This is a genomic window from Paracoccus sp. MC1862 (assembly GCF_016617715.1).
GTDB lineage: Bacteria > Pseudomonadota > Alphaproteobacteria > Rhodobacterales > Rhodobacteraceae > Paracoccus.
Genome location: NZ_CP067225.1, coordinates 1,256,964 through 1,283,155, shown reverse-complemented (window position 1 = coordinate 1,283,155; position 26,192 = coordinate 1,256,964). Strand labels below are relative to the sequence as shown.

At 69.3% G+C, this 26,192-nt stretch carries 25 protein-coding genes, 1 tRNA gene and 1 riboswitch; of the genes, 12 read left to right on the top strand and 14 right to left on the bottom strand.

Going from position 1 to position 26,192, the window contains the following annotated elements:
* Positions 1 to 66: 66 nt before the first annotated feature.
* Together ettA and JGR78_RS06410 are read left to right on the top strand one after the other, a co-directional pair.
* Complete coding sequence (ettA, locus tag JGR78_RS06415) at positions 67 to 1,722, top strand: energy-dependent translational throttle protein EttA (RefSeq protein WP_182791238.1); 1,656 nt, start codon at positions 67 to 69, stop codon at positions 1,720 to 1,722.
* A 47-nt stretch (positions 1,723 to 1,769) separates the two neighbouring features.
* Positions 1,770 to 2,441: a toll/interleukin-1 receptor domain-containing protein gene (locus tag JGR78_RS06410; protein ID WP_182791239.1), complete on the top strand. Its 672-nt coding sequence runs from the start codon at positions 1,770 to 1,772 to the stop codon at positions 2,439 to 2,441.
* A 414-nt stretch (positions 2,442 to 2,855) separates the two neighbouring features.
* On the opposite strand, the gene JGR78_RS06405 is transcribed toward JGR78_RS06410, so the two are convergent.
* Both JGR78_RS06405 and JGR78_RS06400 read right to left on the bottom strand, forming a co-directional pair.
* Positions 2,856 to 3,047, bottom strand: a complete 192-nt coding sequence (locus JGR78_RS06405) for a hypothetical protein (protein ID WP_182791240.1) — start codon at positions 3,045 to 3,047, stop codon at positions 2,856 to 2,858.
* Between the two features lie 64 nt (positions 3,048 to 3,111).
* On the bottom strand, positions 3,112 to 3,423 hold the full coding sequence (locus JGR78_RS06400) for an HNH endonuclease (RefSeq protein WP_182791241.1): 312 nt from the start codon (positions 3,421 to 3,423) through the stop codon (positions 3,112 to 3,114).
* 97 nt (positions 3,424 to 3,520) lie between these two features.
* On the opposite strand from JGR78_RS06400, the gene JGR78_RS06395 reads away from it, so the two are divergent.
* Positions 3,521 to 4,150 carry a DsbA family protein gene (locus JGR78_RS06395; RefSeq protein ID WP_182803607.1) on the top strand — a complete coding sequence of 210 codons (630 nt, stop codon included), beginning with the start codon at positions 3,521 to 3,523 and terminating at the stop codon, positions 4,148 to 4,150.
* Here JGR78_RS06395 and JGR78_RS06390 read toward each other — a convergent pair.
* The 5 genes from JGR78_RS06390 to JGR78_RS06370 all read right to left on the bottom strand — a co-directional run bounded on the left by JGR78_RS06390 (position 4,098) and on the right by JGR78_RS06370 (position 9,444).
* Positions 4,098 to 4,868 (bottom strand): ABC transporter ATP-binding protein, encoded by a 771-nt coding sequence (locus tag JGR78_RS06390; protein WP_182791243.1) that lies wholly within the window; start codon positions 4,866 to 4,868, stop codon positions 4,098 to 4,100. The genes JGR78_RS06395 and JGR78_RS06390 overlap by 53 nt on opposite strands.
* The gene (locus JGR78_RS06385) at positions 4,865 to 5,860 is read right to left on the bottom strand and encodes an iron ABC transporter permease (RefSeq protein WP_234450885.1); all 996 of its coding nucleotides are present in this window, start codon (positions 5,858 to 5,860) and stop codon (positions 4,865 to 4,867) included. Before JGR78_RS06385 ends, JGR78_RS06390 begins: the two co-directional genes overlap by 4 nt.
* Complete coding sequence (locus tag JGR78_RS06380; RefSeq protein ID WP_182791244.1) at positions 5,857 to 6,675, bottom strand: ABC transporter substrate-binding protein; 819 nt, start codon at positions 6,673 to 6,675, stop codon at positions 5,857 to 5,859. Before JGR78_RS06380 ends, JGR78_RS06385 begins: the two co-directional genes overlap by 4 nt.
* A complete protein-coding gene (locus JGR78_RS06375; protein ID WP_182791245.1) occupies positions 6,669 to 8,534 on the bottom strand; it encodes a TonB-dependent siderophore receptor in 1,866 nt (621 codons plus the stop codon). The genes JGR78_RS06380 and JGR78_RS06375 overlap by 7 nt, the downstream gene beginning before the upstream one ends.
* A 127-nt stretch (positions 8,535 to 8,661) precedes the next feature.
* Positions 8,662 to 8,858: riboswitch (cobalamin riboswitch) on the bottom strand.
* A 19-nt stretch (positions 8,859 to 8,877) separates the two neighbouring features.
* Positions 8,878 to 9,444, bottom strand: coding sequence for an NTP transferase domain-containing protein (locus JGR78_RS06370; RefSeq protein ID WP_182803605.1), 567 nt, complete (start codon positions 9,442 to 9,444; stop codon positions 8,878 to 8,880).
* A gap of 79 nt (positions 9,445 to 9,523) precedes the next feature.
* On the opposite strand from JGR78_RS06370, the gene chrA reads away from it, so the two are divergent.
* The gene (gene chrA, locus JGR78_RS06365) at positions 9,524 to 10,723 is read left to right on the top strand and encodes a chromate efflux transporter (RefSeq protein WP_182803603.1); all 1,200 of its coding nucleotides are present in this window, start codon (positions 9,524 to 9,526) and stop codon (positions 10,721 to 10,723) included.
* Between the two features lie 61 nt (positions 10,724 to 10,784).
* The gene (locus JGR78_RS06360; protein ID WP_182803601.1) at positions 10,785 to 11,711 is read left to right on the top strand and encodes an XdhC family protein; all 927 of its coding nucleotides are present in this window, start codon (positions 10,785 to 10,787) and stop codon (positions 11,709 to 11,711) included.
* On the opposite strand, the gene JGR78_RS06355 is transcribed toward JGR78_RS06360, so the two are convergent.
* Entirely contained in the window at positions 11,686 to 13,566 is a 1,881-nt protein-coding gene (locus JGR78_RS06355; RefSeq protein ID WP_182803598.1) for an acyl-CoA synthetase, read from the bottom strand. The two genes, JGR78_RS06360 and JGR78_RS06355, sit on opposite strands and share 26 nt — an antisense overlap.
* A 209-nt stretch (positions 13,567 to 13,775) precedes the next feature.
* Between JGR78_RS06355 and JGR78_RS06350 the strand changes: the two genes are divergently transcribed.
* Complete coding sequence (locus tag JGR78_RS06350) at positions 13,776 to 14,279, top strand: CAP domain-containing protein (RefSeq protein ID WP_182803596.1); 504 nt, start codon at positions 13,776 to 13,778, stop codon at positions 14,277 to 14,279.
* Between the two features lie 78 nt (positions 14,280 to 14,357).
* Here JGR78_RS06350 and JGR78_RS06345 read toward each other — a convergent pair whose 3' ends face one another.
* From JGR78_RS06345 to JGR78_RS06325, 5 genes are all read right to left on the bottom strand, one after another.
* Complete coding sequence (locus tag JGR78_RS06345; RefSeq protein ID WP_182803594.1) at positions 14,358 to 15,101, bottom strand: bifunctional 2-polyprenyl-6-hydroxyphenol methylase/3-demethylubiquinol 3-O-methyltransferase UbiG; 744 nt, start codon at positions 15,099 to 15,101, stop codon at positions 14,358 to 14,360.
* Between the two features lie 344 nt (positions 15,102 to 15,445).
* Positions 15,446 to 15,521, bottom strand: a tRNA-Thr gene (locus tag JGR78_RS06340).
* Between the two features lie 44 nt (positions 15,522 to 15,565).
* The gene (locus JGR78_RS06335) at positions 15,566 to 17,299 is read right to left on the bottom strand and encodes a heme biosynthesis protein HemY (RefSeq protein ID WP_182803592.1); all 1,734 of its coding nucleotides are present in this window, start codon (positions 17,297 to 17,299) and stop codon (positions 15,566 to 15,568) included.
* A gap of 11 nt (positions 17,300 to 17,310) precedes the next feature.
* Complete coding sequence (locus JGR78_RS06330; protein ID WP_182803590.1) at positions 17,311 to 19,383, bottom strand: COG4223 family protein; 2,073 nt, start codon at positions 19,381 to 19,383, stop codon at positions 17,311 to 17,313.
* Positions 19,384 to 19,504: 121 nt separating this feature from the next.
* Positions 19,505 to 20,203, bottom strand: a complete 699-nt coding sequence (locus JGR78_RS06325; RefSeq protein WP_182803588.1) for a uroporphyrinogen-III synthase — start codon at positions 20,201 to 20,203, stop codon at positions 19,505 to 19,507.
* A gap of 61 nt (positions 20,204 to 20,264) precedes the next feature.
* On the opposite strand from JGR78_RS06325, the gene tsaD reads away from it, so the two are divergent.
* From tsaD to JGR78_RS06295, 6 genes are all read left to right on the top strand, one after another.
* The gene (gene tsaD, locus JGR78_RS06320; RefSeq protein WP_182803586.1) at positions 20,265 to 21,329 is read left to right on the top strand and encodes a tRNA (adenosine(37)-N6)-threonylcarbamoyltransferase complex transferase subunit TsaD; all 1,065 of its coding nucleotides are present in this window, start codon (positions 20,265 to 20,267) and stop codon (positions 21,327 to 21,329) included.
* Positions 21,326 to 22,258: an NAD(P)H-dependent glycerol-3-phosphate dehydrogenase gene (locus tag JGR78_RS06315; RefSeq protein WP_182803584.1), complete on the top strand. Its 933-nt coding sequence runs from the start codon at positions 21,326 to 21,328 to the stop codon at positions 22,256 to 22,258. Before tsaD ends, JGR78_RS06315 begins: the two co-directional genes overlap by 4 nt.
* A complete protein-coding gene (locus JGR78_RS06310) occupies positions 22,255 to 22,530 on the top strand; it encodes a YciI family protein (protein WP_200559466.1) in 276 nt (91 codons plus the stop codon). The genes JGR78_RS06315 and JGR78_RS06310 overlap by 4 nt, the downstream gene beginning before the upstream one ends.
* On the top strand, positions 22,527 to 22,946 hold the full coding sequence (locus tag JGR78_RS06305) for an EVE domain-containing protein (RefSeq protein WP_182791258.1): 420 nt from the start codon (positions 22,527 to 22,529) through the stop codon (positions 22,944 to 22,946). Before JGR78_RS06310 ends, JGR78_RS06305 begins: the two co-directional genes overlap by 4 nt.
* A 4-nt stretch (positions 22,947 to 22,950) precedes the next feature.
* Positions 22,951 to 23,343: a DUF1761 domain-containing protein gene (locus JGR78_RS06300; RefSeq protein WP_182791259.1), complete on the top strand. Its 393-nt coding sequence runs from the start codon at positions 22,951 to 22,953 to the stop codon at positions 23,341 to 23,343.
* 171 nt (positions 23,344 to 23,514) lie between these two features.
* Complete coding sequence (locus JGR78_RS06295) at positions 23,515 to 25,335, top strand: ABC transporter transmembrane domain-containing protein (protein WP_182791260.1); 1,821 nt, start codon at positions 23,515 to 23,517, stop codon at positions 25,333 to 25,335.
* On the opposite strand, the gene map is transcribed toward JGR78_RS06295, so the two are convergent.
* Complete coding sequence (map, locus tag JGR78_RS06290; protein ID WP_182791261.1) at positions 25,332 to 26,132, bottom strand: type I methionyl aminopeptidase; 801 nt, start codon at positions 26,130 to 26,132, stop codon at positions 25,332 to 25,334. The two genes, JGR78_RS06295 and map, sit on opposite strands and share 4 nt — an antisense overlap.
* Positions 26,133 to 26,192 lie beyond the last annotated feature (60 nt).

Below are 26,192 nucleotides of genomic sequence, written 5' to 3'. Positions count from 1 at the left end.
TGGCGCCGCTTACATTCGCCCCGCCGGTGGCCTAGATAGCCCGCAACAAGCGAACAGGAGCGGCTCATGGCCTCGTATCAGTATGTCTATCACATGGACGGCCTGTCCAAGACCTATCCCGGCGGAAAGAAGACCTTTGAAAACATCCGCCTGAACTTCCTGCCCGGCGTCAAGATCGGCGTCGTCGGCGTCAACGGCGCGGGGAAATCGACCCTGCTGCGGATCATGGCCGGCATCGACAAGGACTTCTCCGGCGAGGCCTGGGCCGCCAAGGGCGCGACCGTGGGCTACCTGCCGCAAGAGCCGCAGCTTGATCCCGCCCTGAACGTGCGCGGCAACGTGATGGAGGGCGTCAAGGCCAAGCAGGCCAAGCTCGACCGCTATAACGAGCTTGCGATGAACTACTCGGACGAGACCGCCGAGGAGATGGCGAAGCTTCAGGACGAGATCGACGCCGAGAACCTGTGGGATCTGGATTCTCAGGTGGATGTCGCGATGGAGGCCCTGCGCTGCCCGCCCGACGACGCCGACGTGGACACGCTGTCAGGCGGCGAACGCCGCCGCGTGGCGCTGTGCAAGCTGCTGCTTGAAGCGCCCGACATGCTGCTGCTGGATGAACCGACCAACCATCTGGACGCCGAAACCATTGCCTGGCTGCAGAAGCACCTGATCGAATATCCCGGCACGATCCTGATCGTGACGCACGACCGCTATTTCCTGGACGATATCACCAGTTGGATTCTGGAACTGGACCGCGGCCGGGGGATTCCCTACGAGGGCAATTATTCTGCCTGGCTGGAACAGAAAGCCAAGCGGCTGGCGCAGGAAGCCCGCGAGGACAAGGCCAAGCAGAAATCGCTGGAACGCGAGCTGGAATGGATTCGCGCAGGCGCCAAGGCCCGGCAGGCCAAGCAGAAGGCGCGGATCAACGCCTATAACGAAATGGCGTCCAAATCCGAGCGCGAGAAGGTGGGCAATGCCCAGATCATCGTCCCGAACGGCCCCCGCCTAGGCAGCAAGGTGATCGAGGTCGCCGGGCTGACCAAGGCCTTCGGTGACAAGCTGCTGATCGAGGGTCTGGATTTCAGCTTGCCACCCGGGGGGATCGTCGGCGTGATTGGCCCCAACGGCGCGGGGAAATCCACCCTGTTCCGGATGCTGACCGGTCAGGAAAAGCCCGATGGGGGCGAGATCATCTTCGGCGACACCGTTGCGCTGTCCTATGTGGACCAATCGCGCGACGCGCTGGACCCCAACAAGACTGTGTGGGAGGAGATCTCGGGCGGCGCCGAGCAGATCGACCTGGGCGACGCGCAGATGAACTCGCGCGCCTATGCCAGCGCGTTCAACTTCAAGGGCGGCGACCAACAGAAGAAGGTGGGCCTGCTTTCGGGCGGCGAACGCAACCGCGTCCACATGGCGAAGCTGCTGAAATCCGGCGGCAACGTCCTGCTGCTGGACGAGCCGACGAACGATCTTGACGTGGAAACCCTGCAGGCGCTGGAAGCGGCGCTCGAGGATTTCGCCGGCTGCGCCGTCATCATCTCGCACGACCGCTTCTTCCTCGACCGCCTCTGCACGCATATCCTTGCGTTTGAAGGCGACGCGCATGTCGAGTGGTTCGAGGGGAACTTCGAGGCTTATGAAGAGGACAAGGTGCGGCGGCTGGGGCCGGATTCAATCGAGCCGAAGCGGGTGAAGTACAAGAAGTTTACGCGGTAGCCGCGCAGGAGTATTCCTGGTACTCAGATAAATAGCGGGGTTCGAAAATGAAGATTTTCGTAAGCTATGCGGGAGATGGCAAGGAAGTCGGCCGGCGCATTGTGGCGCAATGCAATGGCAGTAATATTGATGCCAATGCGTATGATCTCAGGATCATGAGTCATGGACGTCCTGACCTAGATGGGTTCATAGAAAATGAACTTCAAAAATTCGAGATGGTCATTGTCGTTTGGTCGAAGGAGTACGCCGAAGACCCTTGGCTGCAAAGAGAGCTTTTTTCCATCCTCGCAATCGAGCGAGAACGCCGTCGTTCATTTGTGATTCCTGTCTGCGTAGACAAGCATCCGCTCCACGCGCTCCTTACAGGGAAAGCGGAAGTCATAATCGAAGACGAGATTGTCGATGGGATCAATGAAGTCGTACGCCGAATCCCGTTAGAAGATCAGATATTCGTGGTTATGGCTCTTGGTGATCCGGAGTTGAACTCCATATTCAAGACAGTAATAGTCCCGACAGGCGCCAAGTTCGACTTTGCTGTCAAGCGAGTAGATGAGAAAGAAGATAGCGAATCCATCTCACAGGAAATATTCCGTCTGATAAGAAATTCATCAATAATTCTATGCGATATAACAAATGATCGACCGAATGTTTACTTTGAGACGGGGTATGCGTTGGGCCTTAATAGGCAGATAATCCTTACTTGCCGTGAGGGCACCTGACCTCACTTTGATGTGCAGGATTTGCATGCAATACGATGGACTACAGGAGTTGACTTGCAAGAGAAGCTTGAACGCCGTTTGCAAGCCATTAGAAATCGAAGGCTTCTAGCTTCCTAGAAGTCTTGTACATTTTTTTGGTTAGAGGCAAGCTAAGAGTTACGTGCTGCCGCTGCCGCAATGCCGAGTGCATAGATTTAGGCGCACTACTTTTTACTGCTCCTTCTGCTCCTTCTGCTCCTTACACCGGCCACTTCTCTAATCAGTCGAAAAGCCGCCGCAACCCCTACTAGCCCCGCGACGCCTTAGCTGGCGCGCAGATTCGCGTTGGTTGCATCTAACAAGCATAAGGTGCGCGCTTTGCACGCGCGATCTTAGATGCAAACGCTTCGTCGGATCACCGGCGTGGCGCTCACATCACGACATGACCTGCCGTGCCTTCGACCCGCACCCGGTCCGCCCGGATGGCCTGGCAGGAGTCGCCCCCTGATCCGGGGTCGTGACCACCGGCTGGGGCGTGGGCGTCGTGGTTGCGGCGGATTGGGCCAGGACCGGCGAGGCGGCGAGGACGCAGGCCGAGGCGAGGCTGAAGATCGTCAGGCGGGGCATGGCGGTTCCTTTCCGGCAGGAGAGAGGGTCGATCATGCACCCGAATCACTCGATCTCCAAACGTTCACCGCACCTTCCCCTTCCACCCCGGCGGGCGCTTCGCCACCCAGTCGAAGAACCGCCGCAGTTCCGTATGGGCGCGCAGGGCCTCCACCGTCGCGTAGTTGCGGGCCAGTTCCGTCTCGCTCAGGGTGCGATGGGTCGTGGAATGGCAGACCTGGTGCAGCAGCACCGTCTCGCCGCCCTTGCCGCCGCGCAGCTTCGGGATCAGGTGATGGCGGCTCTGTGGCACGCCGGGCGGGATCGGGCGCAGGCAGAGGGGGCAGGCGGGCACCGCCTCGGGTTCTCGGATCGACGGGGCGGATCTGCGCGGCATCTGTCCTCCGGGGCAGCCCCCCGGGACTGGAGGCTTCGTGATTTCCCTGTGTCACCCAACGTTCCTACCGTGGCGACGGACCACGGAAAGGACGCCCATGCCCAGTCGCCGCGCAACGCTCGCCCTTCTTGCCGCAGCAGTGGCTTCGCCCGCCTTGGGTCAGGGCGACCGGCCGAACCCGATGCGCGAGGAGCTGCGCGAGGCGCTGGAGCGCGACCGCAACGGCATCGTGCTGGGCAACCCGCAGGGCAACATCACGCTGACCGAGTTCTTCGATTACAACTGTCCCTTCTGCAAGAAGATCGTCCCCGGGATGCAGCGGCTTATCGGTTCCGATCCGCAGTTGCGGGTTGTGTTCCGCGAATGGCCGATCTTCGGCGAGGGCTCGGATTTCGCGGCGCGCGCCTCGTTGGCTTCGCTGGATCAGGGGAAATACTGGCAGCTTCACACCAGCCTGATGGGAATGCGCGACCGCGCGGCCGAGCCGTCGGTGATGCGGGTTGTCCGCCGTCTGGGGCTGGACGAGGCGAAGCTGCGCGAGGATATGTATTCCGATCGGGTCGAGGATCACATCGCCCGCTCCTTCATGCTGGCCGAGCACATGAGCCTGCTGGGCACGCCCACCTTGATCGCGGGCGACGAGGCGCTGTTCGGGGACCAGAGCTTTCAGGATCTCACGGCTCTGGTGGCGCGGGCGCGGCGGACCCTGGGGGTGGCGGCAGGGTGACGAAGACCGGCCCCGAAGGCGTCGGCACGAAGGCGCCCGAGACGCCGAAGGCGGCGGTCAACCGCGCAGGCGACAGGACCTCGGTGGGCGTGCCATCGGCGACGATGCGGCCTGCGTCCATCAGCACCAGCCGCTGGCAATAGCGCGCAGCCAGTGCCAGGTCGTGGATCGAGGCGATCACGGTGCGGCCCTGCCGGGCGAGGCTGGCGAACAATTCCATTACGGCGAACTGGTGCGCGGGGTCGAGGCCCGCGACCGGCTCATCCGCGAGAATCAGCGGCGTGCGCTGCGCGAGCAGGCGGGCGATCAGGGCGCGGGCAAGTTCCCCCCCCGAAAGCTCGGTCGCGCGGCGCTGCGCCAGGTGGGTGACGTCCAATGCGGCCATCGCCTCTGCCACGGCGGGGCCGTCCGCACGGCGGTCGGGATCGGCGCGGCGGCCGAGGCGCACCAGCGCCTCGACGGGGATGGGCCACGCGATCTCGCGTACCTGCGGCAGCCAGGCGGCGCGGCGGGCGCGGCGGGCGGGTGGCAGGGCGGCGAGGTCGGATTGACCCTCGGCGGAGATCAGCCCCAGCGCCGCCCGCATGAGCGTTGTCTTGCCGGCGCCGTTGGGGCCGATCAGACCGACGAAGCTGCCCGCCGGCACGGTCAGGCTGACGCGCTCCAGAAGCGCCCGGCCCTCGGGCGCAACGGTCAGGTTGTGCAGGGTCAGGCTCATCGGCCGGCCTGCGTGCGCCAGATGAGGTGCAGGAAGACCGGGGCACCCACCAGCGCCATCATCACCCCCAGCTTGAGGTCGCGTTCGGGCAGGATCAGCCGCACCGCCACATCCGCCGCCAGCACCAGCGCCGCGCCCCCCAGCGCGGATGCGGGCAGCAGGCGCGACGGCATCGCGCCCACCGCGCCGCGCAGCAGATGCGGCACCACCAGCCCGACGAAGCCGATGGCGCCCGCCACCGCCGTCGCGGCCCCCACCGCAGCCGCCGCGCCCAGCACCACTGTCAGCCGCAGCCGCGACAGGTCGACGCCCATCGAGGCTGCGGCTTCCTGGCCCAGCGACAGCGCATCCAGATCGCGCCCGGTGCGGATCAGCGCGGCCCAGCCCAGCACCATCAGCGGCGCCGCTGTCAGCACATGCCCCCAACTTCGGTCGGCCAGCGAGCCCATCGTCCAGAACATGATGTCATAGGCGGCGAAGGGATTGGCCGAGAGGTTCAGCACCAGCGCCGTCAGCGCCCCCGCCAGCGCCGAAACGGCGATGCCGCCGAGGATCAGTCCGAGGCCCCCGCCCGCGATCCCTCCGCTGCGGCCCGCAAGGCCGAGGATCAGCGCCACGCCCCCCAGCGCGCCGGCCAGCGCTGCGAGGGGGACGCCAAGGCCCAGCACCGAGACACCTGCCTGAATGGCGATCACCGCCCCCAGCGCGGCCGAGGTGGAAATGCCGATCAGCCCCGGCTCGGCCAGCGGGTTCCGCAGATAGCCCTGCAGCGCCGCGCCCGACAGGCCGAGGCTGACGCCGACCATGATGCCCAGCAGGGTGCGGGGCGCGCGGATTTCCCGCAGGACGATGCCCAAGGGTCCCTCTCCGGTCCACAGCGCGGAAAGACTTGCGCGGGGGCCGGCGCCTGCCGGGCCGGTCAGCAGCGACAGAAGCGCCAGCCCCGCGACCAGCGCGGCAAGGCCGCCGAGAAGCCGCACGTCGCGGCTCACCGCAGCGCCTCGACTTCGGCCGACAGCATCGCCAAGGCTTCCAGCGAGCGGGGCAGGGCGCAGGTCCACAGCGCGTCGGGAACCCGCAGGACATGGCCGCTCAGATTGTCCAGCGCGGGATGGTCCAGCACCTCTTCGGCCCGCGAGGCGGCGGGATAGGGGGTGCCGGTCACGATCAGGTCGGGGTCGGCCATGACCAGTTGCTCAAGCGTGATGAAGCCGGAACTTTCCATGCCCAGCCCGTCCGCCACCAGCGCAAAGCCCGCCTTGCGCATGATGTCACCGGCCAGCGTGTCGCCGCCGACGGAATAGCCGTTCGCGCCCCAGGTCGCCGCCGTGGGCGCGTCGGGTCCGGCCTCGCGGGAAAGCTCGGCCACGTCCCGGTCGAAATCCGCGATCATCGCCGCTGCCGCCTTGTCGCGGCCCAGCGCGGCCCCGACCTGGGCAATCGCATCCCGCGCCTCGACCAGAGAGGTCGGCGGCGCGACCTCGACCACCGGCACGCCCAGCCGGTGCAGCATGGCCACCGCCGGTCCGCCGAAGTTTCCCGCCAGCACCAGATCGGGCTTGAGCAGGTAGATCTCTTCGGCCCGGCCCCGGTTCACGGGATAGTGCATCGCCTCGTCGGCCATCGCCGAGGCGCGCGGGTCGCGGGCGACGTGGGACACCGAGATCACCTGCCCCGGCGCGGCCAGCGCCATCGACAACTGATCGGTGCAGAGGTTCATCGAGACGACGCGGGCGGGCAGCTCGGCCCCTGCGGGCAGCGCCAGCAGCACGGCCAGCGCCGCCGCAAGGGCCGGGCGCCTCACCATCGCGTCTCGATCCCCAGCCATCCGGCGCGGCCGGGCGCGGCATAGCCCCAGGATTCCTGGTAATCCTTGTCGAACAGGTTGGTGATGCGGGCCGACAGCCGCGCGGTTTCGGTCATGTCGTAGCTGGCGGCAAGGTTGACCGTGGTGAAATCGGGCAGTTCGCGCGTCTCGAAGCTGCCGAAGGGCAGGGTGTCGGCCATGTCGCGGACATGGCGCAGGTCGGCCGCCACCCAGCCGCGCCCGCCGAATGTCTGCAGGCTTGCGTTCAGCGCAAGCTCATGCCGGGGCCGCCGGGTCTCTATTGCGCTGTTCGGGCTTTCCGCGTCGAGGTAGGTATAGGCCGCGCCCAGCGTCAGCGCGTCGGTCACGTCCTGGCGGATTGCCACTTCGATCCCCTCGCGCCGACTTTCGCCCGTTTCGTTGTAATAGTTGGTGCCGTCGGGCAGCGGCAGGAAGCTGTAGGTGATCTCGTCCTGCAGCTTCTCGCGGAACCAGGTCACGTCGATCACGCCGCGCCCGTCCGGCAGGCTGTATTCCACGCCGAGATCGATGCTGCGGTTCTCCTCGGGCTTGAGGTTCGGGTTGCCGATGCTGCCGAAGCCGCCGAGGATCTGGTAATATTGCGGATGCAGCAGCCCCGTCCCGGCCGAGGCATGCAGCCGCCAGGGCGTGCCCTCGATCCGCCAGGACAGGCCTGCGTTCCAGGTCGTCTTGGATTCGAAATCCGAACTGTCGTCATGCCGCAAGCCAAGCTGCACATCGACACCGTTGGCAAAGGCGCCCCGATATTCCAATGCCCCCGAGGTCGTGTCGCGCCGGTTCTCGGCCACGCCCGAGGCGTTGTCGCTGATCCGGTCCAGCGCGAAGGCCAGCGTCTGCTCCGCCGTGTCCACCGCGCCGTCCAGCCCCAGTGTCGCACGGTATTTCAGCGCCCGCCGGCGTGCCCGCGTCTCGGTCCCGTCGCTCTGGTCAAGCCGGAGGCGCGTGTCCTCCCATGACAGGCGATGGTTCAGGCGGCCGTCCAGCGTATCGAGGCTGCCCCAGACGGTGCCGAGGCGCTCGTCGCGCTCCGCATCGGCGTCGCTGTCCACCACGTAATCTTCCACGCGGGAGGCCAGAAAGTCGGTGTCGTCGTAGTCGTAACGTTCATCAGCGCGGCGCGCGGAAAAGCCGAGGCTCAGCGTTCCGGTCGCCTGCCACTCGCCCGAAAGGCTCAGCGTGCCCCGGCGAAGGCCATCGCGATCGCCATCGCCGCCCGAAACGTCATGGCCCCGGTCGTCGCGCCAGGACCAGTCGCCCTGCAGCCGCCAGCGGTCGGTGACGATGCTTTGCCCCAAGCCCGCCGCCGCGCCGTTGCCAAGCTCGACCCGCGCATGGCCGCCGGTTTCGCTGGCCTTGCGGGTGATGATGTTGATGACGCCCGAGGCGGCGGAGGAGCCGTAATAGACCGACTGCGGGCCGCGAAGGACCTCGATGCGCTCGACATCCCCGATGTCGAGGCCGCTGAGGTAATAGGGCTGGTCGCCCGCGGCCGCGCTGACGCCGTCGATCAGGATCAGCGTGTGCCGCCCCTCGCCGCCCCGGATGCGGACCGAGGTCAGCGCGGCGCCGGTGCTGTTGACCGACACGCCCGGCAAGCCGCGCAGGGCGTCCTGCACGGTCGAGACGCCGCGCCGGCGCAGGTCCTCGGCGTCAAGCACGGTGGCGGCGCGGCCATAGGCGGCGGCCTCGACGGGCGAGAAGCCGCCGGACAGGATTACCGGGTCGAGCGTCAGCGAGTCCTGCGCAAAGGCCGGAAGGGCAAGGACCAACGCAAGCGGCGCGGCGGTCAGGCGAAGGGTGCGGATGGTGTCGGACATGGTCGGTCCCCGTGGTCGCGGGCGCATGGGCCCGCAGGATTGGCGTGGGTCCGGGGGACGGATCGACCCCGCGGACAGTGGCAATCACCGCTGCGGGACAAGCCGCTTCGCTGGCGCACCCCGCACCATCGAAAGGGTGTCGCCGAGCAGGTCTCCTGGCTTGCGGGTCACAGCAGACGCCGGCCTTCCCGGGGGATGTCCCCAGTGGCAGTTCGGCGCCGCTCTCCGCGCACAGTTGCGGGGGCAGCCACGGCCTCGGCCCGAAGGCCGTCCCGTGTTCCCTTTGAATCCGGCGGGGCCGGAACTCGGACGAGCGGCACTTACGCCCGCGGGCGGGCGGGCGTCAATGGCCGTGCGGCCGAGCCAGATCCTCTGGGCGGTCGATGTCATGGGCGGCGCCGGGCGGCAGGGGGATCAGCCTCGCGCCCGTCAGCAGGTGGCGTGCGCCCCGGTCGCCCTGAATTTCCGCTGCGGCTGCGAACATGGCGCGGGGCAGGCAGGCGGGAACTCCGGCACGAGGCCCGTCGGGCGCGACATAGGCGCTGGCCGCCGCAAGGTCCGGGGTGCAGGCACGGATCAGCGCGGCGAGATGGGCAGATGGCACCGCGGGCATGTCGCCCAGGACGACCAGCGCCTTGTCGGCGCACGCGGCGGCGAGGCCGAGCCGCAGGCTGTCGGACATGCTTTCGGCACTGTCGGCCATGACGATGCGGAACCCCGGCAGCAGCGCCGCCACCCGCCGGTCGCGCAGGACGGCGATCAACTGCGCCGCGCCGATCCGTCGCAGCGCATCGGCTGCATGAACCACCACGGGGGCGCCATGCCAGTCGGCCAGCAGCTTGTTGCCCGCGCCAAAGCGGCGGCCGTGGCCGGCCGCCAGCAGGATGCCCGCAACCTCTGGTGCCGTCATCGACATGCCCTCCGCGTTGCCCCAAAGGATAGCATGTGCGAAGCCGGCCGCGACCCGATCCGCAAGGGAAGGAGCCGCAATGCTTTCGCAGGACGCGCCAACACGGGTGCAGGGCAGCGTGGCCGAGGTCTTTCTGGCCTTTCTCAAGCTCGGGCTGACCTCGTTCGGCGGCCCGATCGCGCATCTGGGCTATTTCCGCGACGAGCTGGTGGTCCGCCGCAGATGGCTGACCGAAGCAGCCTATGCCGATGTCGTGGCGCTCTGCCAGTTCCTGCCCGGCCCCGCGTCCAGTCAGGTGGGCTTCACGCTGGGCCTGATGCGCGCCGGCTGGGGCGGGGCCATCGCCGCTTTTCTGGCCTTCACGCTGCCCTCGGCGGTCCTGCTGGTGACGCTGGCGCTGACCGCCGGGCGGATCGAGGGGCCGCTGATGGCGGGCCTGCTGCACGGTCTGAAGATCGTGGCCGTGGCAGTGGTGGCCCAGGCGGTCTGGGGGATGGCGCGCAGCCTTTGCCCGGACCGGGAACGCGCCGCCATCGCCGTGGCGGCGGTTGTGCTGCTGGCCGTCGCGCCGGGGTCGGTCGGGATGGTCGCGGCGATCCTTCTGGGGGCGCTGGCCGGGCTTGCCCTCGGCCGCGGACGCGCGGCCGAGGGCGTGATGCCGACCGTTCCGGTGTCGCGCCGGGCCGGAGTGGCGGCGGCCTCGGCCTTTGTCCTGCTTCTGGTGGGGCTGCCGCTGCTTGCCGGCATGGGGCAGGGCTTCGCGCTGATTGACAGCTTCTATCGCGCCGGATCGCTGGTTTTCGGCGGCGGCCATGTGGTGCTGCCGCTGCTTCAGGCGGAAACGGTCGCGGCCGGCTGGGTCAGCGAGGATGCCTTCCTTGCGGGCTACGGTGCCGCGCAGGCGGTGCCGGGGCCGCTGTTCACCTTTGCCGCATGGCTGGGCGCGGTGATGGAACCCCGGCCGAACGGCATTCCCGGCGCCGTCATTGCGCTGCTGGCGCTGTTCCTGCCAGGGTTCCTGCTGCTGATCGCGGCGCTGCCCTTCTGGGACCGGCTGCGGCGGCGGTCATGGGCGCAATCGGCGATGCAGGGGGCGAATGCCGCCGTGGTCGGCATCCTCGGCGTGGCCCTTTATGATCCGGTCTTCACCGGCGCCGTCGGCAACCGGGCCGATTTCGCGCTGGCGCTCGCCTGCTTCGTCGCGCTGGTGGCATGGAAGGCGCCGCCCTGGGTCGTGGTCGTTGCGGGCGCAATCGGCGGCGCGCTTCTGGTGGCCTGAAGGTGCTGGCCTTCCGGCGCGGGGCGTGGTCTGACTGTCGTCTGCGCTGCCCCGGTTCAATATGTTCGACCTGCCCGACCTTCTGCTTGCCGATCCGCTTCAGGCGCTGGTTCCCGGCGCGGTGCTGGCCATCCTGACCGGCGTCGAGGGGCCGCATTACCGCCGCCCCGGCACCGTCATGGCCTTCCTGCCGGACGGGACCCGTGTCGGCCAGATCACCTCGGGCTGCATCGAGGGCGATCTTGCCATCCACGCCGAAAGGGCCGCCGCCGACGGCCGCTCGCGCCGGTTGCGCTATGGAGAAGGGTCGCCCTTCGTCGATCTGCGCCTGCCCTGCGGCGGCGGCATCGACATCGCGCTGGTGCCGCTGGCAGATGTCTCGGCGGTGCGGCAGGCGCTTGCCCTGCGCGCCGCGCGGCAACCCTCGCGGCTGCTGATCGAGCCGGATCGCGCCACGGTCACGCTGACGGATGCCGACGCGGCCCCTGGCATCGCCCTGCCACTGCGCCCACCCCTGCGGATCGAGGTCGCCGGCACCGGCGTCGAGGCCGCGAGTTTCGCCGCCCTCGCCCATGCCGCAGGCTACCCGGTGCGGCTGCTCTCGCCCGACGAATCTACCCGCGCCTCCGCACAGGCCCGCGGCGTCGAGGCCCGGCCGCTTTCGCCACTGACCACCGACCAATGGACAGCCGTGGTCCTGTTCTTTCACGACCACGAGATCGAGCCGCCCATCATCGCCGAGGCACTGTCCGGTCCGGCCTTCTACATCGGCGCCCAAGGCAGCCTGCGGGCGCACAACGCCCGTCGCACCGCGCTGGCGGAACTTGGCGTGTCCGAGGTTGCCATGGCCCGCCTGCGCGGACCCATCGGCGTCATCCGCTCGGCCCGCGATCCCAAGGTGCTGGCGCTGTCGGTGCTGGCCGAGATCGTGGCCGAGGACGCTGCCCGCACCGCTCAGGCGCTCATGCCCAGTCCCACGGCACGGTGAACTCTCCCAGCTTGCTTTTCACGGCGGCCTCGTCGGTCTTCGGACCCTTCGCGATGCGGGCGGTCAGGCCGTTCCTGCGGTCCTCGACCACCTCGGCGACCGAGGCGCCCGTCCCTTCCAGCGCCGCCGACAGCACGCGGGTGATGGCAAGCTTGCGCAGCGCGGGCTTGAAGACCTTGCCCACCGCCGTGGTCGGAAGCTCGGGCAGGATCTCGACATGCTTGGGGATCGCCGCGCGTTCGTGGATATGCGTCTTGGCATGCCCGCTCAGGGCATCGACCCCGACAGTTGCGCCGTCGCGAAGCTGGACATAGACGCAGGGCAGTTCGCCCGCGAAGCCGTCGGGCTGGCCGATGGCGGCGGCGCCGACCACGTCGGGATGCGACAGCATCCCTTCCTCGATCACCGCCGGGTCGATGTTGTGGCCGCCCCGGATGATCAGATCCTTGGCCCGGCCCGTGATCCACAGGTAGCCGTCCGCGTCGATCCGCCCGAGGTCGCCCGTCCGCAGGAAGCGGCCTTCCGCGAAAAGGTCGCGGTTCTTGTCCGTCTCGGTATAGGTCGAGCCCTCGATGACGCCGGGGTTCGCCACGCAGATCTCGCCCACCTCGTCGGCGCCGCAATCCTCGAAGCCTGCGGGCGTGCGGCGCAGGATGCGGACATGGGTGTAGGGCAGGGGAAGGCCGACCGAGCCCACCTTCTTCAGCCCGTCCACCGGGTTGCAGCTGACAAGGCAGGTGGCCTCGGTCAGCCCGTAGCCTTCCGCGATCTCGACCCCCGTGGCCTGCTTGAAGCGGTTGTAAAGCTCGACCGGCAGCGCGGCCGAGCCGGAAATCGCCGTCCGCAGGCTGGAGACGTCGGCGTTCACCGGCCGCTGCATCAGCGCGGCGATGGCGGTCGGCACGGTGATGAGGAACGTCGCCTGCCAGCGTTCGACCAGCTTCCAGAAATTGTCCATCACGCCGTCGCCGCGATAGCCGGCAGGCGTCGGCATCACCATGGACGCGCCCGAGTGGATGCAGGACATCAGGATCGGGTAGGCCGCGAAGACATGGAACAGCGGCAGCGGGCACATCAGCACGTCTTTTTCGTCAAACAGCAATGAGCCGCCGAGAAAACCGTTGTAGATCATCCCCGAATACTTGTGCTGGGCGATCTTGGGCATCCCGGTGGTGCCGCCGGTGTGGAAATAGGCGGCGATGCGGTCGGCCTGCACATCCTCGAACATCAGCCGGTCGTGCGGCTGGGCCGAGGCGCAGGCCTCGAAATCCAGCACCCGCGCCTTGTGCCTGACGACAACGCGCGGACGCAGGAAGCGGACGAGGAACCGCTTGAGGCCGGAAAGGTAGTCGGCCAGATCGACCTGCAGCACGGTTTCCACATTCGGCGCCAGTTCCAGCGCCGCCGCCGCCTTCTGGGCGACGTCCGACCGGGGCATCGACTTCAGCGTGACCAGCACCCTGGCGTTCGTTTCGCGCAGGATGCTGGCGATCTGCGCCGGTTCCAGCAGCGGATTGATCGGGCTGACGATCCCCGCCGTCGCGCCCGCCACCAGCACCACCGGCGTTTCCAGGCAGTTCGGCAGCAGGTAGGCGACGGTATCGGTGGGACCCACGCCGAGGCTGCGGAACAGGTTCGCCGCCTCGGTCACCCGGTCGTGGAACTCGGTCCAGTTCAGGGTGCAGGCCCGGCTGCGCGGGTCCGAGAAAAGCTGGAAGGCCAGCGCCGGGCGCAACGGGTGGCGTTCGCGCGTCCCTGACAGGAAGCCGTAGATCGTCTTCGGCAGCGGCCGGTCCGCATAGGGCATCTCGGCCTCGATCCGGTCCCGGTCGGCAATGCTGACAAAGCGCGACATCGGCTCTCCCCCTTCCGCAGTTTCGCACACCGAACATGGGCCGAAACCTGCCGAGGCGGCAAGTTTTCAGCGGCGGGAAGGCGCGGGAACGCCGCGTCATCGGGCCTTTGTTTAGATACTGTGCAATCTGAAGTTGCACAATCTATGCAAGCATGTCTTTGTGGCTGCGGAATCCAAGAGCACGAATTCTAGTTAACCGGAGGTTAACCATGAAGAAAACAATCGTGACGCTGGCTGTTGCTCTGCTTCCTGTAGTTGCATGGGCCGATCCCGTCCAGATCCGGGCCGCGGCCCCCGGACAGGCGCAATGCGTTGCCACCAGCCCCGGCGAGAATGCCGCGGCGGCCGAGGCCACCAGCCGGCAACGCGCCGCGGGCCGGCTTCCGGCGCTGCGCCCGAACGACAAGCTCGCCCGCGCCGCCGCGCAGCACGCCTGCGACATGGCCCGGCGCGGGGTGATGGCGCATGGGGGCAGCCGCTCCTCCGGCCCGTCCCAGCGGGTGAAGGGCGCGGGCTACCGTCCAAGGATCACGGCCGAGAACATCGCCGCCGGTCCCTTCGACCTTGCAACGGTTCTTGCCAGTTGGAACGCCTCGTCGGGTCATCTGGGCAACGTCATGCTGCCGCAGGTGCGTGATTTCGGCATCGGCCGCGCGGTCGGTTCGGACGGACGGACGGTGTTCTGGACCGCCGTCTATGCCGCGCCGGGCTGAAATCCGGCAAGCCGCGTCGCTTCCGGGAAGATCACGGGGCAAGCAGCTCGGGAAGGCGCTTCATACCGGCAAAGGCAATCACGACCAGATGCCCGGCCCGCCCAGGATGCGCGACGCGGCCTCGAGGTCACAGACCGGCCGGGCCGGAGGCTTGCAGACGACATAAAGGTTGTTGGTCCACTCGACGCCCGAACGCTGATGGCACGAGATGATGTCATACCCCGCCAGCGCCAGCATCTTCAGGAAAAGCTCCCGCGTCGGTTCCCATCCCAGAAGGGGGCTGGGGTTTTCCGCGTATTTCCGCTTTCGGTTGGTCATGGTGAGGTCCGGAAGATCGGTGGCTTGGGTCGAGACGACATGAAGCGCGCCCCCGCAGCCCGCGGCATAATCAAGGAACAGTTGCGGATGCCGGAAGTGATAGACCAGTCCCAGCCACAGGGTCACGTCCCTGCGGTCCATCCTGTGCACGTCAAAGGCGCTGCCGTTGACCGCCTGAACCGGCAGGAGGCTGCGGGATTCCAGATACAGCTCGGCCTGCCGGTGGTAGCGTTCGCCTTTCTCCAACAGGGTGACGCCGGATGCGCCAAGCTCGGCCAGTCCGATGCCGATTCCACCGGCATTCGACCCCACATCCAGCAACGACTTGCCTGCGATGCCGCCGGGTATCCACCCGGCGATCTCTGCGGCCTGCTGCCGGGGATTCCATCGTCCCGGCGAAAGGATGCCGTTTCCGAAATCCAGCGTCTGAAACCAGGGACCGAGATCCGCGATGCGCTGGGCCATGGACATATTTATTCTCCGGTAATCTGCGAGGATTCCCATCGGGCAGTCCTTGCCCGCCGAGAATCCGCCTGAAAGGTGGTTTGTCCGAAGCTTAGGAATGTCTGCTCGGGACCGTCAACGGGTTCGCACAGGGTTCGGCGGGCTGAACAGCTTGCGCCCCTACGGACAAGCATGAGGATTCCTGTGGCGAGAACTGCCCGGACACCCCGGGCGAGCTGTTTCCCGTTCATCCCGGCCGGGTAAGGATGCCCGCCTGCGGGCGGCCCCGCTGGCTTCCGGCCGCCTGAGAGTTCCCGCGGCCAAGACGCCGCATCCCGGCTGCGTGGAGATGCGAAAGCGCCGGTCCATCCATCTGGACGAACCGGCGCTTTTCAGTCTGAAACTGGTGCCGCAGAAGGGACTCGAACCCCCGACCCCATCATTACGAATGACGTGCTCTACCAGCTGAGCTACTGCGGCGTGGGGCGCGGACTACCACCTATCCTCGGGCAGGAAAAGGGGGTTCAGCGCGATTCCCGCTGACCTTCCGGCAAGGGCTCGACGTCCGGGCGCACCGGCGGCTCGCCCGAGGGGGCGTCCATCACCTCGACCGTGACCGTCGTGGGCGGTTCCGGCTCGGGCTGCGCGGCCGGTTCGGCGACGGAAGGCTCGGGCATGGTCGGGGCTGCGACAGGCGGCTGGGGTGCCACGGGGGCCGGATCAGAGGCAGGCGGTGCCTGGCGATGCGTCACGGTGACCGAGGGGGCGTAGTCCGAATCCCGTTCCACCATGCCGGGGGCCACGGGGCGCGGGACCGGGCGGGGTGCCGGCAGTGACGTGACCTCGGCGGCCTCACCCGGCTCGGGCGCGTGGCGGAGGCGGCCGACGATCAGCGGCAGCATCTCGACGCCGTTGCCAGCCGTGACCATCTGCGCCGCGACCGGCGGCTCGCGCCAGGTCAGGGTGTCGAAGCCGTGGCAACTGTCGCAGACCGGCGACCATTCGGCCATGATGTTGTGGCAGTTGTCGCAGACCCACTGCGGCCCGCGGCTGGCGTTCATCGCACGCGCAAGCCAGCCGCGCACCACGCTGTCATCCGCGCCCGAGCCGCGTTCCACCGCCGCCATGATGGCGATGGAACGGACGGTCGGATGGGTTTCCGCCAGATCGCCCAAAGCGCGGCGGGCGGCAGGGAAGTCCTCGGCCGCCAGCGCCAGCTCCGCTTGCAGAAGGCGCGATTCCTGGTGGTCGGGGTTCTGGCGGATCAGGTCCTCGAACCGCCGCATCCGCTGGGCGGGCGTCTCGTCGGGGACGATCTCGGCATAGGCGGCGGCCAGCGCGGGATGCGGCTGCGCGCCCCAGGCCTTCTGCAGCAGGCGGCTGGCGTTGCGGGTGTCCTTCTGCGCGAGGTAGCTGCGCGCGGCCAGCACGGCGGCCGGCACCAGGTCGGGTGAGGCGCGGTTGGCGCTGATCGCGGCCTCGCGGGCGCTGATGGAATTGCCATGCGCCAGCACCTCGGAGGCTTCCTGCAGCGCCAGCACCGCGTCGCGGCGGAGCGCCACGTCCTTGGGCAGCGCGCCCTGACGCCGCTTGTCCTTCAGCGTGGCCCGCGCGCCCTTCCAGTCATGCTCGCGCGTCTGCAGGCCCAGCAGGGTGTCCTGCACATCCGCATGGCCGGGCTTGATCGCATAAGCCTTTTCCGCAAGCCGCAGCGCGGTCGCCGTGTCGCCCATGGCCAGCCGCTGCTGCATCAGCCCGCGGACGCCGACAAAGCGGGTGCGGTTGTCGGCAAGCATGGTGCGATAGACAGATTCGGCCTGCGCGGCGTCGCCGGCGGTTTCGGCCGCCTGCGCGGCCAGCAGGTTCGTCAGATGCGGCTGGTCGAGGTATTTCGCGGCGCGGACCGCATGATCCTGTGCGGCACGGCCCTCGCCCGAGGCCACGGCCAGCATCCCCTCGGCCAGCGCCTTGTAGCCCTTGCGCTCGCGCGCGCGGTCGAAATAGCGGTCGATGGCGGTGCGGTCGCCCATCAGGAAGTGCAGGAAGGCCCAGACCAGCCGCAGGATCTGGACGACCAGCCAAGCGAAGAACAGCAGCAGCACCGCCGCGATCGCCGCCTGCACGGGTCCCAGCGTGTATTCGACCCCGTTGAACTGGATCAGCAAGGGCGCGCCGTGTTCGGCCAGGTACATCGCCCCCAGCGCCGCCGCCAGCACGACGGCGAAGAAGAACGTGACCTTCAGAAGCGTGAGAAGCATCGGCAGGAACCTCAGTTGGACGGGGCTGCGGCACCGGCGTCAGCCGGCGGCGGGGCGGGCTGGCCCAGGGGAACGGTTGTGGTGATGACCGGCGGCGTCGGCCGCAGGTCCGGCGCGTCTTCGGCCTGCGCGGGCGCGTCTGCGCCGGCGGGCTCGGCTGCGGGTTCGTCTTCGGCGGGTTCAGGCTGCGCGGATGCCTCCTCCTGGCCTGCGGCGGGTGCGGCAGGCTCGGGTGCGACCAGCGCCTCGACGGCGGAATGCGCGTCGGCATAGGCCTGTGCCTGCGCGGTCCATTCCGCCATGGCAGGGCGCGCAGGCTCGGGCAGGGCGGCAAGCTCGGCCAGCGCCGCCCGGATCTCGCCGCGTTCAACCGCGGCCCCGGCGCGGGACAGCACGGCGTCGGCGTCGTCCCCTTCGCGCGGCGCGACGGAACGGGCACCCGTCTGGGCGCGCAGGAAGTTCCCGAGGAAGCTGCCCTGTCCCTGCACGGTTTCGGCCTGCAGCGCGTCGCGCAGCGCGGCCCGCGCCGCAGGCGGGAAGCCCGCCACGAGTTCGTCCAGCGTCGGCACCTCGACCATCAGGGCGGGGGGCGGGGTGACACCCGCTTCCGCAAGCTGGCTCAGCGCGGCGTCGCGCGGGGCGCCGGTCTGCAGCGCCTCGCCGATGGCGGCGGCGGCGGCGGCGGCCTGCGCGCGGCGCGCGGCCTCGTCGGCCGTGTCCGCCAGCGTGGCGGCGCGGGATTCCACCTCGGCCAGACGCGCCTCGGCCTGTTCGGCAACCATGCCGATGCGCTGGGTCGCGGCCACCACATCCGCCGCAAGCGTGTTCAGCCGCTCGACGGCCTCGGTGTCCACGACCGGGCGCTGCGCCAGTTCGTCAAGCCGTGCCTGGATGGGGGCGAGATCGACCGGTGGAGAGTCCCGCAGCGCGGCGACGGCCTGTTCCAGCGCCTCGATCCGGCCCGCCTGCGCCTGCAGCGCCGAATCAAGCGCGCCCGGATCGCCGGCCGGCTGCGCCGACAGCGCCTGTTCCAGCGCGTCGATGCGGGCGGCCTGCGTCTCGATCCCCTGCTGCACGGGGGAAAGGTCGATCGTCTGGCCGGGCGCCTCACGCAGTTCCGCCAGCGCCTGATCCAACGCGGCAAGCTGGCGCGCCTGCGCGGCCAGCGTCGTCTGCAGCGAGGGGTCGGGGCCGGGACCCGCCGGTGCTTCGGCCAGAAGCTGGGCGGCGGCATCCGCCCCCGCCTGCCGGGCCTGATCGATCAGCGTCTCGCCCTGCGCCGACAGGCTGGCGCCCGCCGCCTGCGTGGCGGCATCGGCCGCCGCCTGCCTCGCCGCCTCGATGGCGCGCGATTCGACAACGCCCGCCTGCCGCTCGATCTCGGCGCGGGCAGCCTCGGCTGCGGCCTCGGACAGCGCGGCGGTATCGGTGGCCGGCGCGGGGGCTGAGGGCTGCCAGGCGGGGGGCAGCCGCGGCACCGCCCAGTAGGCCGCGCCCGCGCCCAGGGCCGCCGCGACCACGCCGCCAAGGAACAGGGGCGCGAAGCCGCCCCGCCGCTGCACGGGCGCCGGTGGCTCGGCGGGGCGGGCTGCCGGGGCAGGGGCGTTCGGCCCGCGCTCCTTGTCACCGTGCGCCACCGCCGGGATGCCAGAGGATGTTTCCGGCGATCCCGCCGCCGTCCCGCTTTTCGGGGCCGGGCCGGCGCCGTCGCCGGCCGTCGCCCCGGCGCCGGTCGAAAAGGGGGGATTCGCGGCGTCGCCGGTCACGGGTTCGGACATGCCGGCCGCCACCACGTCCGGCCGCGCCAATGCAGCCGACGTGGGGTCGCCTGACGAACCCTCGACCCTGTTTCCCGCCACGATCCTGTCGGTTCCGCCAGAAACCGGACGTACTGCAGCCGTCCGCCGCGCCATCGCGGGGCGGTCGCCGCCTTTGCCGACCAGCGCCGAATCGATCAGCGGCGCGGCGGGGCGTTCGGCCGCGTCGGCCGATGGCGCCGGCGCCTCGCGCGAGGGCACGGCCGAGCCGGGGACGGCGGGCGCGCGGCGGCCGGTCGGTGTGGCGTCGTCGGGGCGGTCGGTCATGTGGCGGCGATCCCTTGCAGCTCCGGGGGACAGGCGCCCGCCGGTTCGGTCGAAAACCCAGGTAGAGGACGCGCCACGGCGGGCGCGATGGCGCCAACCCTAGACGGCGGCGTCAGCGCGCTCAACCCGCGCTGAAGGGCTCGCGTTCCGTATCCGTCACCGCCCGGATCGCCCGCAGGATGCTCTCGGCATCGGGCTGGTCCGCGACGACGCACCGGACCGGGCCTTCAGGCCAGGCCGCGCGCCACGCGGCCTCGGCCGCCGCGCTGATCGGCACGATCCGCAGGGGGGCGCCCGGCGACCCCCGCGCCGCCTCGGCCGCAAGTCGGGCACTGCGCGGCGAAAACAGCGGCAGAATCACCGGCGCCGTGCCTTGCAGCAGCGCCAGCGCTTCGGGCGAAGGCGGCAGCGGCAACTGGTCGTAGACCACCATCCCCGGCGCCGGCAGGCGGGCCGCGACATGGGCGCCATGGGGGTGCAGCCAGCCGGGGCCGAGATCGTCGATCAGCGGAATCAGCCGGGCCGCGTCGCCCGGACCTTCGCGCACGTCATAGCCCGCCTTGCGCGCCTGTTCCGCCGTGCGCGGGCCGACGCACCAGGCGGGACGGCCCCTTCCCGGCCCGGCGAAGCGGACGCCGTTTTCCGAGGTGAAGACCAGCCCAGTCGCGTCCCGCACCGCCGCCCCGTCATGCGGCACCCCGACGATCCGCAGCAGGGGGGCGATCACATGCCGCAGGCCCAATGCCTCGACCTGCGCGGCAAAGCGGCGGGCGGCGGCTTCGGGGCGGGTGATCAGCACCACGGGTGCGGGCTCTTGCATGGCGTTTCCTCGGGACGGGTGCTAACCCCCGATAAGCCGCAGCAGCCCCGCGATTTCAACCATGACCCTCACCGTCCTCGGCATCGAGAGCAGTTGCGACGACACCGCCGCCGCCGTGGTGACGGGCGCGCGCGAGGTGCTGTCCTCGGTCGTGTCCGGCCAGACGGCGCTGCACGCGGGTTTCGGCGGCGTGGTCCCCGAGATCGCCGCCCGGGCGCACGCCGAGCGGCTGGACCTCTGCGTCGAAATGGCGCTGGAACAGGCGGGCGTCGGGCTGCGCGATCTGGATGCGATTGCAGTGACGGCAGGGCCGGGGCTGATCGGCGGGGTCATGGCCGGGGTGATGCTGGCCAAGGGGCTGGCTGCGGGCACGGGGCTGCCGCTGGTCGGCGTGAACCACCTTGCCGGGCACGCACTGACGCCGCGGCTGACCGACGGGATCGGCTTCCCCTACCTGATGCTGCTGGTCTCGGGCGGGCATTGCCAGTTCCTGCGGGTATCCGGTCCCGAGGAGTTCACCCGCCTCGGCGGCACCATCGACGACGCCCCGGGCGAGGCCTTCGACAAGGTGGCGAAGCTTCTGGGCCTGCCCCAGCCGGGCGGACCTTCCGTGGAAGCCGAGGCGGCCAGGGGAGATCCCGCCGCCGTCCCGCTGCCGCGCCCGCTGCTGGACCGACCCGGCTGCGATCTCAGCTTTTCCGGGCTCAAGACCGCCGTGCTGCGGGTCCGCGATCAGGCGGTGGCGGCGGAAGGGGGGCTGCGCGACGGCCTGCGCGCCGACATCTGCGCCTCGTTCCAGCGGGCCGTGGCCGAGGTGCTGGCCGAAAAGACCCGCCGCGCTCTGGCTGAAGCCGACGTGCCGGTGGTCGCCGTCGCCGGAGGGGTCGCCGCCAACCGCACCATCCGGGCGGCGCTGGAACGGGTGACCGCCGAGGCCGGCGTCCGCTTCCTTGCGCCGCCACTGGCGCTTTGCACCGATAACGCCGCGATGATCGCCTGGGCGGGGATCGAGCGCTTCCGCTTGGGCCACCGCGACGGCATGGACCTCGCTGCCCGCCCGCGCTGGCCGCTGGACCAAAACGCAGCACCGATGCTGGGCGCGGGCAAGCGCGGGGCCAAGGCATGAGCGTCGCCGTCCTCGGCGCAGGCGCCTTCGGCACCGCGCTGGCGGTGGCGCTTTCGGCGAACGGGCCGGTGGCGCTGTGGGGTCGCCGGATCGGCTGGCGCGGGGAAAACCCGCTGCTGCCCGGCGTCATCCTGCCCGGCGGCGTCACGGCGACCGAGAGCTTGCCCGACGCCGACATCCTGCTGGTCGCCATCCCCGCGCAGGCCACGGGCGCCTTCCTGTCCGACCACGCGGCCCGGCTGGACGGGCGGGCGCTGGTCAGTTGCGCCAAGGGGATCGACCTCGCCACCGGGCGCTCGCCCGCGCGGATGCTGGCCGAGGCCTGCCCCGCGGCGACGGTAGCCGTCCTGACCGGTCCCAGCTTCGCCGCCGACATCGCGCGGGGGCTGCCGACCGCCCTGACGCTCGCCTGCGCTGATGCAATGGCGGGCCACGGGCTGCAGCACGCGCTCTCCACCCCTGTCCTGCGGCTTTACCGCACGACCGACGTGACCGGGGCGGAACTTGGCGGCGCGCTGAAGAACGTCATCGCCATCGCGGCGGGGGTCGCCATCGGCGCGGGGCTTGGCGATTCCGCCCGCGCCGCCATCATCACGCGCGGCTTTGCCGAGATGACCCGCTTTGCCGCCGCGAAGGGCGCCGACCCCGAGACGCTGACCGGCCTGTCGGGGCTGGGCGACCTGATCCTGACCGCCACATCCGAGCAGTCGCGCAACTTCCGCTATGGCCTGTCGTTGGGCCGGGCCGAGCCCTTCGACCCCCATGTTACCGTGGAAGGCGCCGCGACCGCCCGCGCCGTCGCCGCCATTGCCGCCCGCGACGGTATCGAGATGCCGATCTCGACCCTGATCGCCGGGCTTGCCGGGGGCCGCGTGGGCGTTAAACAGGCGGTGGAGCTTCTGCTCGCACGCCCGCTCAAGGAGGAATGATGCCGCTTTTCACCGTGATCTGCCGGGACAAGCCCGGTCGCCTGGACAGCCGCATGACCACGCGCGAGGCGCATCTGGCATGGCTGAACGGCTCGGGCAGGGTGCAGTTGGCGGGACCGTTCCTTCAGGACGGCCAGCCCTGCGGATCATTGCTGGTGATCGAGGCGGATGATCTCGACGCGGCAAGGGCCTGGGTCGCCGAGGACCCCTATGCGGCGGCGGATGTCTTTGAATCCGTCGAGGTCAGCGAGTGGCGCAAGGTCATCGGATGAACCGCTGGCTCTTCAAGTCCGAGCCGGAGGTGTTTTCATGGGACGACCTTGCCGCAAAGGGTGAGGCGGGCGAGGAATGGGACGGCGTCCGCAGCCATCAGGCCCGCAACCTCATGCGGCAGATGAAGCTGGGCGACCGGGGCTTCTTCTACCATTCGAACGAAGGCAAGGCCGTGGTCGGCATCGTCGAGGTGATCGCCGAGGCGCATCCCGATTCCACCTCGGATGATCCCAGATGGGAATGCGTGGATATCCGCGCGGTCGAGCCGCTGCCGCGTTCCGTGACGCTGGCCGAGATCAAGGCCGAGCCGCGCTTTGCCGACATGGTGCTGGTCAAGAACTCGCGCCTGTCGGTGCAGCCGGTGACGGATGCCGAATGGGACGCGGTGCTGGCGCTTGCGGGCGCAAGGGGGTGAGCCGATGGAACTGATGATCGTCATTGCCGCCGCCATCCTCGCTTGGGTGATCGGGGCGATCTGGTACCGGATGAACGACCGGATCTACAGCAATGCCTCGGGGTTGCAGGTGCAGAACATCGGGCATCCTTTGTCGCGGTCCGTCACGCCCTACCTGCTGGCGGGGGTGGCCTTGGTCGCCATTGCGGCGATGATCCGCATCCTGTTCGTGCGCGCCGGGATCGATGGGATCGTGGCGGGCCTCGGCTGGGGCGCGGGGATCGGGGCGGGCATCGTGGCGCCGTGGTTCTTCATCACCAACACCTATTCGCCCCGGCCGATGGTGATGACGCTGATCGACATGGGCTATGCGGTGATCGCCTGCGCCGTGGTCGGCGCGGTCATGGGCGGGGTCTGAGGGCAACGTTGCGTGCAAGGGCACGCACCCTGCGGGAGCAGGGTGCGGCAAGGGGCTGTGCCTGAGAACCACGCACCCTGCCGCGGCACCGGGCAGGATGCCGCAGCCCTGCGGGTTGCCCCAGCGCGGCCGAATGCCTACACCATCCCGGACCCAGCGCCGGAGAAAGCCTTGGCCCGAGCCCCGAAAGCCGCCATCGACCGCCCGACCACCCGCCGCATCGGGGTGCTGAGGGCGCTGTGGCCCTTCCTGCGCCCTTACCGCGCGATGATGGCCGCGGCTGCCGTCGCGCTGCTGGCCACGGCGGCGGTCAGCCTGATCCTGCCGGTCGCCGTGCGCCGCGTCGTGGACGGATTCGCCGAGAACTCGCAACTGCTTGACGAATATTTCGTCGCGGCCCTGATCATTGCGGCGGCGCTGGCCCTCGGCACGGCGCTGCGCTACGCGCTGGTGACGCGGCTGGGCGAGCGGGTCGTGGCCGACATCCGCCGCGCCGTCTTCGACCGGGTGATCGGGCTTTCCCCGGCCTTCTACGAACGGGTGATGACCGGCGAGATCATCAGCCGCATCACCACCGACACCACGCTGATCCTCTCGGTGATCTCAAGCTCCGTCTCGCTGGCGCTGCGGCAGACGGTGGTGGTGATCGGCGGGCTGGTCATGCTGCTCGTCACCTCGCCCAAGCTGACCGGCCTTCTGTTCCTGATGGTGCCGGTGGTGATCCTGCCCATCATCCTGCTGGGCCGCCGCCTGCGGGCCTTGTCGCGCGAGAACCAGGACTGGATCGCCAGTTCCTCGGGCACCGCCTCCGAGACGCTGCTGGCCGCGCAGACCGTCCAGGCCTTCACCGCCGAGGAACCCGCGCGCGCCGCCTTCGCGGGCGTCACCGAAAGCGCCTTTGCCTCGGCCGCGCGGCGCATCCGCATCCGGGCGCTGATGACGGCGGTGGTGATCTTCCTGATCTTCGCGGGCGTCGTCGGCGTCCTGTGGGTGGGCGCACGCGACGTGAACGCGGGCGCCATGACCGTGGGCGAACTGGTGCAGTTCGTCATCTACGCCGTTCTTGTCGCCGGTTCCCTGGGCGCCCTGTCCGAGATCTGGGGCGAACTGCAGCGTGCCGCCGGCGCGACCGAGCGGCTGGGCGACCTGCTGGCGACCGAGGACACGCTGCGCGATCCCGCGAACCCGGTGCCTCTGCCGCGCCCGGTCAAGGGCCGCATCGACTTCAACAGTGTCAGCTTCCGCTATCCGACCCGCCCCGACATATCGGCGCTGGATGACATCACGCTGGCGATCCGTCCGGGCGAGACGGTGGCGCTGGTCGGCCCCTCGGGCGCCGGCAAGACGACGGTGGTGCAGCTTATCCAGCGCTTCTGGGACCCCGACCGGGGCCGGGTCTGCATCGACGGCATCGACCTGCGCGACATGGCTCGCGCCGATTTCCGGCAGGCCATCGCGCTGGTCCCGCAGGACCCGGTGATCTTCGCGACCAGCGCGCGGGAAAACATCCGCTTCGGCCAGTCCGGCGCCAGTGACGCGCAGATCGAGGCCGCCGCCCGCGCCGCCAACGCCCATGACTTCCTGATGTCGCTGCCGGAAGGCTACGACACCCAGGTGGGCGAGCGCGGCGTCATGCTGTCGGGCGGCCAGAAGCAGCGCATCGCCATTGCCCGCGCGATCCTGCGCGACGCCCCGATCCTGCTGCTGGACGAGGCGACCAGCGCCTTGGACGCCCAGTCCGAGCGGCTGGTGCAGGACGCCATCGACGCACTCGCGCGGGGGCGCACGACGATCATCGTGGCCCATCGCCTCGCGACCGTGAAGAAGGCCGACCGCATCGTGGTGATGGACGGGGGCCGCATCGTGCAGCAGGGCACGCATGAGGAACTGGTGGCGCAGGGCGGGCTTTACGCGCGGCTGGCGCGGCTGCAGTTCACCGACGGGCCTGCGGCGACGCCGGTCGCGTCGGTGCCGCGGGTCGCCGCGGGCTAGATCGCCGGGAAGAACCTGCCCGCGGGCGAGAGGGTGAAGATCTCGCAGCCGTCCGCCGTCACGCCCACCGCGTGCTCGAACTGCGCCGACAGCGACTTGTCGCGGGTCACGGCGGTCCAGTCGTCGGCCAGCACCTTGGTCTCGGCGCGGCCGAGGTTGATCATCGGCTCGATGGTGAAGAACATCCCTTCCTCCAGCATCGGCCCCTTGCCGGGGCGGCCGAAGTGCAGGACGTTCGGCGGCGCGTGGAAGGTGCGGCCCACGCCATGGCCGCAGAAATCGCGCACCACCGACATCCGCTGGCCCTCGGCATGGGTCTGGATGGCATGGCCGATGTCACCGAAGGTGTTGCCGGGGCGCACGGCCTCGATCCCCTTCATCAGCGCGTCATGCGTCACCTGGATCAGCCGCTTCGCCTTAACAGAGGGCGTCCCCGCGACATACATCCGGCTGGAATCGCCGAACCAGCCGTCCAGGATCACTGTCACGTCGATGTTCAGGATGTCGCCGTCGGCCAGCCGCTTTTCGCCGGGAATGCCGTGGCAGACGACATGGTTCACGCTGATGCAGCTTGCGTGCTGGTAGCCGCGATAGCCGATGGTGGCGCTGGTGGCGCCCAGTTCCCCGACCCGGCGCTCGATGAAGGCGTCGATCTCGCCCGTGGTGGCGCCGGGCACCACCAGGTCGCCCACCTCGTCGAGGATCTGCGCGGTCAGCCGTCCGGCCGCATGCATCCCGGCGAAATCCTCGCGGGCATGGATGCGGATTCCTTCGGGGGTCACGCGGGCATCGTTCATCGAGCGGTCCTTTCACTTCCCTCACGCAGATAGCCCTCGGGTTCCACTTGTTCCAGTCCC